This window comes from Aquimonas voraii (genome assembly GCF_900101825.1).
GTDB lineage: Bacteria > Pseudomonadota > Gammaproteobacteria > Xanthomonadales > Xanthomonadaceae > Aquimonas > Aquimonas voraii.
In genome coordinates this window covers 393,750-405,746 of the sequence record NZ_FNAG01000001.1, presented here as the reverse complement: position 1 = coordinate 405,746, position 11,997 = coordinate 393,750, and the positions used below count along the sequence as shown (strand labels likewise).

The 11,997-nt window shown below is 69.7% G+C and carries 10 protein-coding genes, 1 tRNA gene and 1 other RNA gene; 7 read left to right on the top strand and 5 right to left on the bottom strand.

Annotated features, from left to right (window positions below):
- Window positions 1-214 precede the first annotated feature (214 nt).
- From ffs to BLP83_RS01705, 4 genes are all read right to left on the bottom strand, one after another.
- An RNA gene (gene ffs / locus BLP83_RS01720) (signal recognition particle sRNA small type) lies at window positions 215-311 on the bottom strand.
- Window positions 312-393: 82 nt separating this feature from the next.
- Window positions 394-486 (bottom strand) — tRNA-Ser (locus BLP83_RS01715).
- A gap of 75 nt (window positions 487-561) precedes the next feature.
- Window positions 562-1,347: an MBL fold metallo-hydrolase gene (locus BLP83_RS01710; RefSeq protein WP_091238033.1), complete on the bottom strand. Its 786-nt coding sequence runs from the start codon at window positions 1,345-1,347 to the stop codon at window positions 562-564.
- Window positions 1,344-2,126: a 3-deoxy-D-manno-octulosonic acid kinase gene (locus BLP83_RS01705; RefSeq protein WP_176763962.1), complete on the bottom strand. Its 783-nt coding sequence runs from the start codon at window positions 2,124-2,126 to the stop codon at window positions 1,344-1,346. The genes BLP83_RS01710 and BLP83_RS01705 overlap by 4 nt, the downstream gene beginning before the upstream one ends.
- A 118-nt stretch (window positions 2,127-2,244) precedes the next feature.
- On the opposite strand from BLP83_RS01705, the gene BLP83_RS01700 reads away from it, so the two are divergent.
- Together BLP83_RS01700 and BLP83_RS01695 are read left to right on the top strand one after the other, a co-directional pair.
- On the top strand, window positions 2,245-2,985 hold the full coding sequence (locus BLP83_RS01700; RefSeq protein ID WP_091238030.1) for a glycosyltransferase family protein: 741 nt from the start codon (window positions 2,245-2,247) through the stop codon (window positions 2,983-2,985).
- Between the two features lie 153 nt (window positions 2,986-3,138).
- A complete protein-coding gene (locus BLP83_RS01695; protein WP_091238028.1) occupies window positions 3,139-4,098 on the top strand; it encodes a diguanylate cyclase domain-containing protein in 960 nt (319 codons plus the stop codon).
- Between the two features lie 27 nt (window positions 4,099-4,125).
- Here BLP83_RS01695 and BLP83_RS01690 read toward each other — a convergent pair whose 3' ends face one another.
- Window positions 4,126-5,526, bottom strand: coding sequence for a class II fumarate hydratase (locus BLP83_RS01690; protein ID WP_091238026.1), 1,401 nt, complete (start codon window positions 5,524-5,526; stop codon window positions 4,126-4,128).
- A gap of 117 nt (window positions 5,527-5,643) precedes the next feature.
- On the opposite strand from BLP83_RS01690, the gene purB reads away from it, so the two are divergent.
- The 5 genes from purB (at window position 5,644) to BLP83_RS01665 (ending at window position 11,989) form a co-directional block, all read left to right on the top strand.
- Window positions 5,644-7,017: an adenylosuccinate lyase gene (gene purB / locus BLP83_RS01685; protein ID WP_091238024.1), complete on the top strand. Its 1,374-nt coding sequence runs from the start codon at window positions 5,644-5,646 to the stop codon at window positions 7,015-7,017.
- Between the two features lies 1 nt (window position 7,018).
- Window positions 7,019-8,245 (top strand): cupin domain-containing protein, encoded by a 1,227-nt coding sequence (locus BLP83_RS01680; RefSeq protein ID WP_091238022.1) that lies wholly within the window; start codon window positions 7,019-7,021, stop codon window positions 8,243-8,245.
- A gap of 48 nt (window positions 8,246-8,293) precedes the next feature.
- Window positions 8,294-9,244, top strand: coding sequence for a GNAT family N-acetyltransferase (locus BLP83_RS01675; protein WP_091238020.1), 951 nt, complete (start codon window positions 8,294-8,296; stop codon window positions 9,242-9,244).
- A 115-nt stretch (window positions 9,245-9,359) separates the two neighbouring features.
- Window positions 9,360-11,366, top strand: a complete 2,007-nt coding sequence (locus tag BLP83_RS01670) for an acetyl/propionyl/methylcrotonyl-CoA carboxylase subunit alpha (protein ID WP_091238019.1) — start codon at window positions 9,360-9,362, stop codon at window positions 11,364-11,366.
- A complete protein-coding gene (locus BLP83_RS01665) occupies window positions 11,366-11,989 on the top strand; it encodes a hypothetical protein (RefSeq protein WP_091238017.1) in 624 nt (207 codons plus the stop codon). The genes BLP83_RS01670 and BLP83_RS01665 overlap by 1 nt, the downstream gene beginning before the upstream one ends.
- Window positions 11,990-11,997 lie beyond the last annotated feature (8 nt).

Sequence of the window (11,997 nt, the reverse complement as noted above, 5' to 3'; positions counted from 1 at the left end):
GGGGATTCGGGATTCGACCGAAGGCTGAAAACTGGCGGCAGGTCTGCTGCCTCGCCTTCGCTCACCGCCCGGCCGCGTAGGCAAGCAACGCAGCGTGCAGCGACTCGACCGTGCATGGTGCCCTTCGGACGAATCCCGAATCCCCAATCCCGAATCCCGCGCACACGACAAGGCCCGCGAAAGCGGGCCTTGTCGTGAACGAAAGGGTGGCGACTCCCGCCAGCGTTACTCCGGCACCCGAGTCAGCTACTACCGTTGCTCCCTTCCGGGCCTGGCGGGGTTTGCAGCCTATCGTCGCGAAGGCACCGACGGGAGCCACCATAAGGGGCTGCCGGGCAGCGGCCGCGGCCCCGGTCGGGCGTAGCGGCAGGCAGGGCGTTCAGTGGCGGAAACTGGCGGAGAGAGAGGGATTCGAACCCTCGATACGGGGTTTAGCCGTATACACACTTTCCAGGCGTGCTCCTTCAACCACTCGGACATCTCTCCGGAGTCTCACGCACGAACGCTGCGAAGCGCGGCAGAGTAGCCGCTCGGACACATTTGCACAAGCCTCGGGGACGCTCAGACCGTCGCCGGCAGAGTCGATGGCGCGGGGGCTGACAAGGGCAGGCGCTCTCCGGGCGCCAGCACGCGGTAGCCACGCGCGCGCATGGCCTCGCCGTCCGCGGCCGAGCCGTAGTGGTACAGGGCGAGCCGCTCGCGCCAGGCCTGCGGGTATTCGCGTTCGATGTCGTCCAGCCCGGTGTGCGAGGGGTTGCCGCGCAGGCCGCAGTCGTGGGCCAGGGTCTCTTCGGGATAGCGCGCCAACTGCTCGGGGATCGGCCGGGTATCGCCGCTGTAGACGAAGCTGCCGCGCAGGGCGAGGCCAAAGGCCGTGTCTGGAGCGTGGTGGCGGCAGGGAAACACCTCGAACTGCCGGCCGGCGTGCCAGAAGCTGCGCGAGACCGGGATCAGTTGGAAGACATCCCACCAGTTGGCGCCACCTTCCGCCAGCACCCCGGGGTAGTCGGCCAGTCGGGCCTGCAGCAGCGGCACGACGGTGGCCGGCACGTACAGCCGGCAGCGGCCGCGGCGGGCTTCATCGAAGTAGAGGGAGAAGAACAGTCGCTCCATGCCACCGATGTGGTCGAGATGGGCGTGGGTGATGAACAGGGCCGAGGGCGGCTCGCCGTAGTGCTTCACGTAGGCGGTCAACGCCTCGCCGCCGCAGTCGATCATCAGCAGCGGGCGAGCGTCGTGCTCCAGCACTGCCGAGGCCGAGCCGAGCTCGACCGCGGCACTGCTGCCCACGCCGAGGAAATGCAGGGCCCAGCCGCCGTGCGTGCTCGCGCTGGCTGGCGAGCTCATGCGGGCTTGAGCTCGCAGGCGGCCGCGCTGCCGCCGGCCTCGGCATAGCCCATGCTCAAGGCAGACCAGGCCGGCGTCAGCGCCTCGCCCTGCAGCCCGAGCTTGCGCAAAGAACGGGCAAGGCGCTGCAGGTTGGCGCGCTGCCAGCCGAGCGCGGGGTCGCGCAGATCACCGCGGTCGAAATCGATCAGCCAGAGCGCGCCCGCGCCATCACGCATCACGTTGTGGGCGTTGAGGTCGGCATGGAAGGCGCCGGCCGCATGGAAACGCGCCAACAGTCGCCCCAGACCCGACCAATCGAAGGACGCCGCCTCGCCGTCCGCGAGCCACTGCGCGAGGGTGCGGCTTTCGGGAATCGCCAGCGTCATCAAGTCGGCGCGGTAGAACAGACCCGCTCGCGCATAGCCTGCGGCCAAAGGCGCGGGCACCGGCAAGCCGAGATCACGCAGCTTCGCGAGCAGGCGGAATTCGCGGAAGGCGCGGTTGCCGTCCTCCCCGGTCCAAAGATACAGATCACGGATCACCCGGCCGACCAGGCCGCCGCGGCGGTAGTGGCGGATCACCGCCTCGCCGAATTCGCCGCGTACGAAGCAGACCGCGCCACGGCCTCCGCGCGCGACCTCCATGCGGCCGCGTCCTGCCCAGTGCTGGGGCTCAAGCAGCAGGCGGTCGGCCTGGGCGATGCGTCGACGGTCGAACAGCAGGGCGCCGCGGGCGTCGGTGACGCGCGACTCCTGCACGGTCTCGCTGGCCTGGGAAGGGATTTCGCTGCGGTTCACGGCGCTGGCTCCGCGCAGGACGGCGCGCGAGTCTAGCAAGCCCGCGGCGAGGGACGACTTGCCCTCGCATGTAGAATGCCGGGCCTTGCAACCACCCCGATGGCGAGCGCGATCAGCGATGGAACCGGTCAACGTCCTGTGCATCAAGTGGGGCCGCAAATACGGCCCGGAGTACGTCAACCGCCTGCGCTCGATGGTGCGCCGCCACCTCAAGCGCCCCCATCGCTTCGTCTGTCTGACGGATGACCGCAGCGGCATCGAGCCCGATATCGAGGTGTTCGACATCCCCGAGGTGGGCTTTGCCGATTTCGACCAGCGCCTGCCCTGGACCTTCGCCCACGGCTGGCTGAAACTCACCAGCTTCAAGCGCGAGCTCTACGACCTGCGCGGCACCACCCTGTTCATCGACCTCGACGTGGTGATCGTCGACAGCCTCGACGAATTCTTCGAGCCACCGGGCGAGTTCGTGGTCATCAAGGAATGGGACAAGCGCGACGGCACCGGCAACACCTCGGTCTACCGCTACACCATCGGTGCGCATGCCGATGCGCTGGACTACCTCGCCGCCAACAAGGACAAGGCTCTGTCCGAGGTACGCAACGAGCAGGAGTTCATCACCGGCTACCTCGGCCGCCAGGGCAAGGTCAGCTACTGGCCGGATAGCTGGTGCCGCAGCTTCAAGCGCCACTGCGTGCGGCCGGGGATCCTGTGCTGGTTCCAGCCGCCGCGCCTGCCCGAAGGCGCGAAGATCATCGCCTTCCACGGCAAGCCCAACCCGCCCGACGCCATCGCCGGCGTCAGCGGCAAGTGGTACCGCAAGGTGCACCCCACCGCCTGGGTAGCCGAACACTGGCGCTGAGCCCGAACCTCACGCGCCCGCCGAGCGCTCGGCGGCGGCCGCGGCGCGGGACTTGCATCACCGAAGGCCAGTTCCAACGGCCGCCACGGGGGCGAGCATGTCCAGCAGTGCAAGCCAGCCTTCGGCCACCGGCCCGGTCCGGGGTGGGGACGCGTGAGGGCGCTTGTCATCGAGGACTCGCGCACCAGCCAGGCGATGATCGCCCACCTGCTGCGCGAGATCGGCATCGAACCCATCCAGGCCGAAACCGGCGAGGCGGGCCTCAGCCTTTACGCCCAGCGCCGGCCGGACCTGATTCTGCTGGACGTGGTGCTGCCCGACATCGACGGCCTGGACGTGGCCCGACGGATCCGCGCGCATGAGGGCCCCGGCGACTGGACCCCGATCGTGTTCCTGACCGGCCGCGCCAGCGATGCCGATCTGGAAGCCGGTATCGAGGCCGGCGGCGACGACTATCTGGTCAAGCCCATCAACCCGATCGTGTTCGCCGCCAAGGTGCGGGCGATGTCGCGCATCGCCCAGATGCGCGACAAGCTCCTGGAAACCACCCACCAGCTCGACCAGGTCAACCGCGAGCTGATGCGCCTGTCCGCCATGGACGGCCTGACGGGGCTTGCCAACCGGCGACACTTCGATACCGTCCTGCGCAGCGAGTGGGATCGCGGCGAGCGCCAGCGCCACCCGCTGTCGCTGCTGATGTGCGACGTCGACCACTTCAAGCCCTACAACGACAACTACGGCCACCTGCAGGGTGACGAGTGCCTGCGACGCATCAGTAGCGCTCTGCAATTCGCGATCCGCCGCCCCTGCGAACTGGCCGCGCGCTACGGTGGCGAGGAATTCGCCCTGCTGCTGCCAGAGACCACCGCCGCACACGCCATGGAGATCGCCGAGACGGTGCGCTCGAATGTCGAGCGTCTGACCATCGCCCATGCCCATTCGCCCAAGGGCACCGTCAGCATCAGCATCGGCGTGGCCACGCGCGTCCCCAGTGGCCAGCTCTCGCCGGAGCGCCTGATCGCTCTCGCCGACAAGGCCCTCTACCTCGCCAAGAAGGGCGGCCGCGATCGCGCCGCCCAGGCCGTGGGCGGCAGTGAGGCTTTGGCGGGCTGACCGCGCTTGGAGGGAGCGTCCGGTGTATCAGCCGCCGGCCGCGCCCCCACCCTGCACGCCGCCGCGGGTCAGCGCGCGCGGGTCAAGCAGCTCGACCAGCTGCGCGCGCGGCAGACCGCTCACCTCCTCGGCGACGTCGATCAGCGGCCGGCCTTCGGCATAGGCCCGCTTCGCGATCTCCGCCCCCTTGGCATAGCCGATCACCGGATTCAGCGCGGTCACCAAGATCGGGTTGCGCGCCAGCGCGTCATCAATCCGATCCGCGCGCACGCGGAAGCCTGCGATCGCGCGCTCGCCCAGCAGGCGCATGGCGTTCGCCAGCAGCTCGATCGACTGCAGCAGGTGGTGCGCGATCAGCGGCAGCATCACGTTCAGCTGAAAGTTGCCGCTCTGCGCGGCGATCGTCACCGTGACGTGTGCGCCCATCGCCTGCGCGCAGACCATGGCCACGGCTTCGGGAATCACCGGATTCACCTTGCCCGGCATGATCGAGCTGCCGGGCTGCAGGGTCGGCAGCTCGATCTCGCCCAAGCCCGCCAAGGGACCTGAGTTCATCCAGCGCAGGTCATTGGCGATCTTCATCAGGATCGCCGCCAGCCCGTTCAGCTGCGCCGACAGCCCAAGCGCCGCGTCCTGTCCGGCGATGCCGGCGAACAGATTCTCGGCGGGGCGGAACTTGATGCCCGCCAGCGCCTGCAGGGCGCGGCAGGCGCGCTTGCCGAACTGCGGATGCGCATTGATGCCGGTGCCGATCGCCGTGCCCGACAGCGGCAGGAAGCGCAGGCGCTCGGCCTCCTGCTCGATGCGCTCGCGCGCGCCGGTGAGCTGCGCGGCCCAGGCGCCGAGCTCCTGGCCGAAGGTCAGCGGCATCGCGTCCATCAGGTGGGTGCGCCCGGTCTTGGGCACGTCCGCCAGCGCCTCGGCGCGCTTGCCGATCGTCTTCTTCAACGCTTTCAGCGCCGGCAGCAGCTGCTCGCGCAGGGCCAGCGACGCGGCCACCTGGATGGCGCTGGGCACCACGTCGTTCGAGCTCTGCGCCATGTTGACGTGGTCGTTCGGCGAGACCGGCTTGCGCAGGCGCTTCTTCGCCAGCGCCGCCAGCACCTCGTTGATATTCATGTTGCTGCTGGTGCCGGAGCCGGTCTGGAACACGTCGACCGGAAACTGCGCGGCATGCCGACCCTCGGCGACTTCGGCCGCGGCCACTCCGATTGCCTCGGCGAGCTTGGCTTCAAGCAGGCCGAGATCGGCGTTGGCGCGCGCCGCGGCCGACTTGATCAGCGCCAGCGCGCGAATGAAGCCCGCCGGCATGCGCTGGCCCGAAATCGGGAAGTTCTGCACCGCGCGCTGGGTCTGCGCGCCCCACAGGGCCTCGGCGGGGACTGCGAGCTCTCCGAGGCTGTCGCGTTCGATCCGGGGCTTGGCCATGGCGGTTCTCCGGTACGGGAAAGCCCCGATCCTACGCCCGCGCGGGACAGCGAAGCCGACGCGGAGGGCCATGCAGCGTAAAATCCGCGGCCTCCCCTCCCCGCCTGCGCGAGCGCCATGTCCACTGCCCTCTCCCCGCTGACCGCCCTGTCCCCCGTCGATGGCCGCTACGGCGCCAAGGTCGACGCCCTGCGGCCGGTGTTTTCCGAGTACGGTCTGATCCGCGCCCGCGTCCGCGTCGAGGTCGAGTGGCTGCTGGCCCTGGCCGCGCATCCGGGCATTCCCGAGCTCAAGCCTTTCTCTTCAGACGCTGTCGCGCGTCTGCGCGATCTCGCCGCGAGCTTCTCGGTGGCCGCCGCCGAGCGGGTCAAGGAGATCGAGCGCACCACCAACCACGACGTCAAGGCGGTGGAGTACTTCATCAAGGAGCGCCTGCGCGGGGACGCCGAACTGGGGCCCGCGCTGGAGTTCGTGCACTTCGCCTGCACCTCGGAAGACATCAACAACCTCAGCTACTCGCTGATGCTGGCCGAGGCCCGTCGCGAGGTGCTGCAGCCGGCGCTGGGCAAGCTCGATGCCAAGCTGCGCGAGCTGGCGCACGCCCATGCCGAGCTGCCGATGCTCTCGCGCACGCACGGCCAGACCGCCTCGCCGACCACGGTCGGCAAGGAAATCGCCAACGTGCTGGCGCGCCTGCGTCGCCAGCTCAAGCAGCTGGACGCAGTCGAGCTGCAGGGCAAGATCAATGGCGCGGTCGGCAACTACAACGCGCATGTGGTGGCCTACCCCGAGGTCGACTGGGCGGGGCTCGCGAAGACGCTGGTGGAAGGCCTGGGCCTGCACTTCAACCCCTACACCACCCAGATCGAGCCGCACGACTGCATCGCCGAACTCTGCGACGTGCAGCGCCGCATCAACACGATCGGCATCGACTTCTGCCGCGATGTCTGGGGCTACATTTCGCTGGGCTATTTCAAGCAGGCAGTGAAGGCCGGCGAAGTCGGCAGCTCGACCATGCCGCACAAGGTCAACCCGATCGACTTCGAGAACGCGGAGGGCAACTTCGGCATCGCCAACGGCCTGCTCGAGCACTTCGCGGCCAAGCTGCCGATCAGCCGCTGGCAGCGCGACCTGACCGACTCCACCGTGCTGCGCGCCCTGGGCGTTGCCTTCGCCCACAGCCTGATCGCCATCGATGCCTTGATGCGCGGCCTGAACAAACTCTCGGCGGATCCGGATCGCCTGGCGGCCGACCTCGACGCGGCCTGGGAGGTGCTGGCCGAACCCGTGCAAACGGTGATGCGCCGCCACGGCCTGCCCAACCCCTATGAGCAGCTGAAGGCGCTGACCCGCGGCCACGGCATCACCCAGGAATCGATGCGCGCCTTCATCGCCTCGCTGGACCTGCCCGAGCACGACAAGTCGCGCCTCCTGATGCTGACGCCGAGCGATTACACCGGCCTCGCGGCAAAGCTCGCGAAGGCGATCTGAGATGGCGATCGCTCCCCGCAAGCGCGCCAGTGCGTCGACCCTGCCGATCGAAGTGCAGGCCAGCGCCAAGCAGCGCCTCGGCATGGCCCCGGCGGCCTTCCTGCGCGACTACTGGCAGAAGCGCCCCCTGCTGATCCGCGGCGCCTTCGCCGATCTGGCCTGTCCGATCACGCCCGAGGATCTGGCCGGCCTCGCCTGCGAAGACGGCGCGCTGTCGCGTCTGGTCCTGCACGACCGCCGCAAGGACCAGTACGCGCTGGAGACCGGCCCGCTTCCCGAGGAACGCTTCGCGAGTCTCGGCGAGCGCGACTGGACCCTGCTGGTGCAGGACGTCGACAAGTGGGACGCCGATGTCGCGGCGCTGAAGCAGCACTACGGCTTCCTGCCGCGCTGGCGCATCGACGACATCATGATCAGCTATGCGGTGCCGGGAGGCTCGGTCGGCCCGCACGTCGACCAGTACGACGTGTTTCTGATGCAGGGCCTGGGCGAGCGGCGCTGGCAGATCGACGTTGATCCTGCAGCACCCAAGACCTTCCGCGAGGGCGCGCAGCTGCGCCTGCTGCAGCAGTTCACGCCCAGCCACGACTGGGTGCTCGGCCCCGGCGACGTGCTCTACCTGCCGCCCGGCGTACCCCACCACGGTGTCGCCGAAACGCCCTGCCTGACCCTGTCGCTGGGCATGCGCGCACCGTCCGTCAACGAGCTGGTCACCGATCTCGCGGACGAGCTGGGCGCCCAGCTCACCGAAGAGCTGCGCTATGTCGATCCGGACCTGAGCCCGGCCAGCGACTGTGCCGAGATCGACGCCCAGGCGCTGGCCCGCGTGCGCGACGCGCTGGCCCCGCTGCTGGCGATGGACGACGAAGCGCTGGGCCGCTGGTTCGGGCGCTTCATCACCGCCTACCGCAACGCCGGCACGCCGCAGCCCGGCCCGCGCCTGCCCAGCCGCAGCAAGCTTGACGACACGCTCGCGGCCGGCGGTCAGCTCGGCTGGCATCCCTTCAGCCGTAGCGCCTGGGCGCGACAGGGCCGCGCTGCGCTGCTGTTCGTGCACGGCGAGGCCTATCCCTGCAGCCTGGCGGGCGCCAAGCGCCTGGCGCGGGGCGATGCGCTGGTCGGCGCCGACTGGAACGCCCTCAAGCCGCAGGACCGCGACAGCGCCTGGGCGCTGCTGCAGGCCGGGCATCTGATCCTGCAGCCGGCGCGCAAGCCGCGCGCGCGCTGAGCGCCCCATGCCGCTGCCCTTCCAGCCGATTCCTTCCGCGAGTTCCGCATGAGCGCAGCCATTCCCGAAGGCTTCACCGTCGAGCCCGCCGACTACCGCCGCGATTTCGACAGCCTGCGCGCGATCCGCGAGGAGGTCTTCGTGCGTGGCCAGAACGTTCCGCTGGACATCGAACTCGACGCGCTCGATCCGCTGTGCCAACACGTGCTCGCGCGCAGCGCCGAGGGCGAGGCGATTGGCACCGGCCGGCTGATGCCGGACGGCCGCATCGGCCGCATGGCCGTGCTCGAGGCGTGGCGCGGGCGCGGCGTCGGCGGGGTGATGCTGGAGCGCCTGGTCGAGATCGCCCGCGCGCGCGGCCTTCAGCAGGTCGAGCTGCACTCGCAGGTGCATGCGCGTGAGTTCTACGCGCGCCACGGTTTCGAAGCCTACGGCGAGCACTTCTTCGAGGCCGGCATCGAGCATGTGCACATGCGGCGTGGCTTGAGCGAAGACGAAATCCCGCGCAGCGCCGGCCCCGAACTGCTCACCATCGACAGCGAGCACGAGGCCCGCGAAATCAGCCTGCAGCTCGTGCGGCGCGCTCGGCACCGGCTGTGCGTGTTCGCCCGCGACCTCGACCCGGTGCTGCTGGGCACGCCGGAAGCGGTCGAAGCCCTGCGCCAGCTGCTGGCCCGCGGCCGCGGCGTCGAGGTGCGCCTGCTGCTGCAGGAACCTGCCAGCCTGCAGCGCGCCCAGCACCCCTGGCTGCCGCTGATGCAGCGCTTGACCAGCCTCATCCACGTTCGCCAGGTCAGCGAGCCCATCGACCAGCAGAACCCGATGGCCCTGCTGCTGAACGATGCCGGCGGCTTCTTCCTGCGCCCGCTGGCCAGCCGCTTCGAGGGCAGCGCCAGCCTGCAGGCGGAAGGCCGCCGTCGCCAGCTGCAGAACGAATTCGACGAACTGTGGGAGCGCGGCCAGCCCTGCACCGAGCTGCGTGCGCTGAGCGGGCTGTAGTCTCCGCAGGCCTGCGCCACCGCCCTGCGACACATAGCCAAGCGCGGGCGAATCCCCGAAACTAGCGGGCCTTGAAGCGGCCCCCAGCCCCGCGGGCCGTGCGAGACGCTCCCGCATGCCCTTCGCTTCCGTCCTGATCGCCAACCGCGGCGAGATCGCCTGCCGCATCATCCGCACCTGCCGCCGCTTGGGCATCCGTACCGTCGCCGTCTATTCCGACGCCGATGCGGGCGCCCAGCATGCACGGCTGGCCGACGTCGCCGTGCACATCGGCGGCTCCGCTCCGCGCGAGAGCTATCTGCGGCCCGAGGCGATTCTGGAGGCCGCGCGCGCCACCGGCGCCGAAGCCATCCATCCCGGCTACGGTTTTCTGTCCGAGAACGCCGACTTCGCCGACGCCGTCGCCGCCGCCGGCCTGGTCTTCATCGGCCCCTCGGGCGCTTCGATGCGCAAGATGGGCTCGAAGGCCGGCGCCAAGGAGCTGATGGCCGCGGCCGGCGTGCCGGTGGTGCCGGGCTACACCGGCGAGGACCAGTCGCGCGACCGCCTCGCCGCCGAGGCCGAGCGCATCGGCTACCCGCTGATGATCAAGGCCGCCCACGGCGGCGGCGGCAAGGGCATGCGCATCGTGCGCTCAACGGCCGAGTTCCTGCCGAATCTGGAAAGCTGCCAGCGCGAGGCGGCCAACGCCTTCGGCCGCGACCGCGTGCTGCTGGAGCGCTACGTCGAAACCCCGCGCCACATCGAGATCCAGGTCTTCGGTGACAGCCACGGCGACGTGATCCATCTGAACGAACGCGAGTGCTCGGCGCAGCGCCGCTACCAGAAGGTGATCGAGGAATCGCCCTCGCCCTTCCTCACCGCCGAGCGCCGCGCCGAGATGGGCGCCGCCGCCGTGCTGGCCGCGCGCGCCATCGACTACGTCAACGCCGGCACCGTGGAGTTCATCGTCGGCCCGGCCGGCGACTTCTACTTCATGGAGATCAACACCCGCCTGCAGGTCGAGCATCCGGTCACCGAGGAAGTGACCGGCCTGGATCTGGTCGAATGGCAGCTGCGCGTCGCCGCCGGCGAGCGCCTGCCGAAGTCGCAGGAGCAGATCGAAAGCCGCGGCCACGCCATCGAAGTGCGGCTGTATGCCGAAGACCCCGAAGCCGGCTTCCTGCCAGGCTCCGGCCGCATCGAACGTCTGCAGCTGCCGCAGGGCCTGCCCGGCGTGCGCATCGACGGCGGCGTGATCGAGGGCGATACCGTCAGCGTGTTCTACGACCCTATGATCGCCAAGCTCATCGTGCACGCGCCGGATCGTCCGCAGGCGCTGGCGCGGCTGGCCGATGCGCTGGCGCGCTCGCGCATCGAAGGTCCGAAATCGAACATCGAGTTCCTGGAGCGGCTGATCCGCCATCCCGCGGTGGTCGATGCCACCATCGACACCGGCTACCTCGATCGTCATCTGGACCAGGTGCTTCCCGGCGCGCGTGAGGCCTCTCCCGAGCTGCTGGCTGCGGGCGCCGCCGCCCTGCTGCTGGGCGAGCACGCACAAGTACACGCCGAGGCCGCGCGCAGCGCCGAGCCGGATTCGCCCTGGGCGCTGGCCGACAGCTGGCGCGGCGGCCATACCGGTGATCGCCTGCTGGTGCTGGATGCGCCCGGCGGGCGCGCCGAGCTTCACGTCGCCGGCAGCGCGGGCAACTACGAGATCCGCATCGGTGACCGCCGCGTCGAAGTCCGCGACGCCCAGCTCGGCGCCGACAGCCTGAGCCTGCGCATCAACGGCCGGCTGCGCCGCTTTCTCTGCCAGCTCGACGGCACCCGCGCCCTGCTGCATGACGGCGCCGAACGCTGGAGCCTGCAGCAGCGGCCCTCCTTCGAGTTCGAGGGCGAGGCAAGCAGCGGCGATGCCGACCGCCTGCGCGCGCCGATGCCGGGCCGCATCGTCCTGGTCAACGTGGCGGCGGGTGATCGCGTCGAGGCCGAGCAGGTGCTGCTGGTGATGGAAGCGATGAAGATGGAGCTGAGCCTGCGCGCGCCGCGCGCCGGCGTGGTCGAAGCCGTGCAGGTCAAGGCGGGTGACTTCGTCGAAGCCGATGCGGTGCTGCTGCGGCTGGAGTCCGCCGAGTGATGCGCCCGCTGCTGCTCGCGCTGTGTGCGCTGATGCTCGCGGGCTGCGTCGAGACCCGCTTCGAGTCGCCGCCGGGCGAGCGCATTCAGCGCTGCGATGAAGCGTGGAAAGGCGTGTGGCTGGACCGTTCCGAAGACAGCCAGGTCGCCGGGCTTCTGGTTGACGATCAGTGCCGCAGCTTTCTGCTCTCCCAGCTCGAAGACGGCGGCCCCCTGCGGCAGGCGCCGGTTCCGCTGAACTACGTCGAGCACCGCGGCCAGCGCTACGTGGTGGTGGCGGATGCCGCCCTGCAGGATCTGGTGAGCCTGCCGCCCGTGCACGGCGTCACGCCGGTGCCGACGCGCAACTTCTTCATCGCCCGCTACCGCCTGCGCGGCGCGAAGCTCGAGATCCACAAGGTCGACGACCGCGCCGCCGCACGGATGATCATCGACGGCGTCCTCGAAGGCACGGTCTCGTCCACGCTCAACGAGCTGCACGTCTACGTGCGCGGCACCCGCGAAGACATGCTGCGCATCGTCGACACCCCCGGCCTGTTCGAGCGCAAGGCCTCCATCGTGCTGGAGCGCAGTCGGCGCACGCTGGCCGAGATCGAAGCCGAACTGATGCGCGCGCGGCGCTGACACCAAGG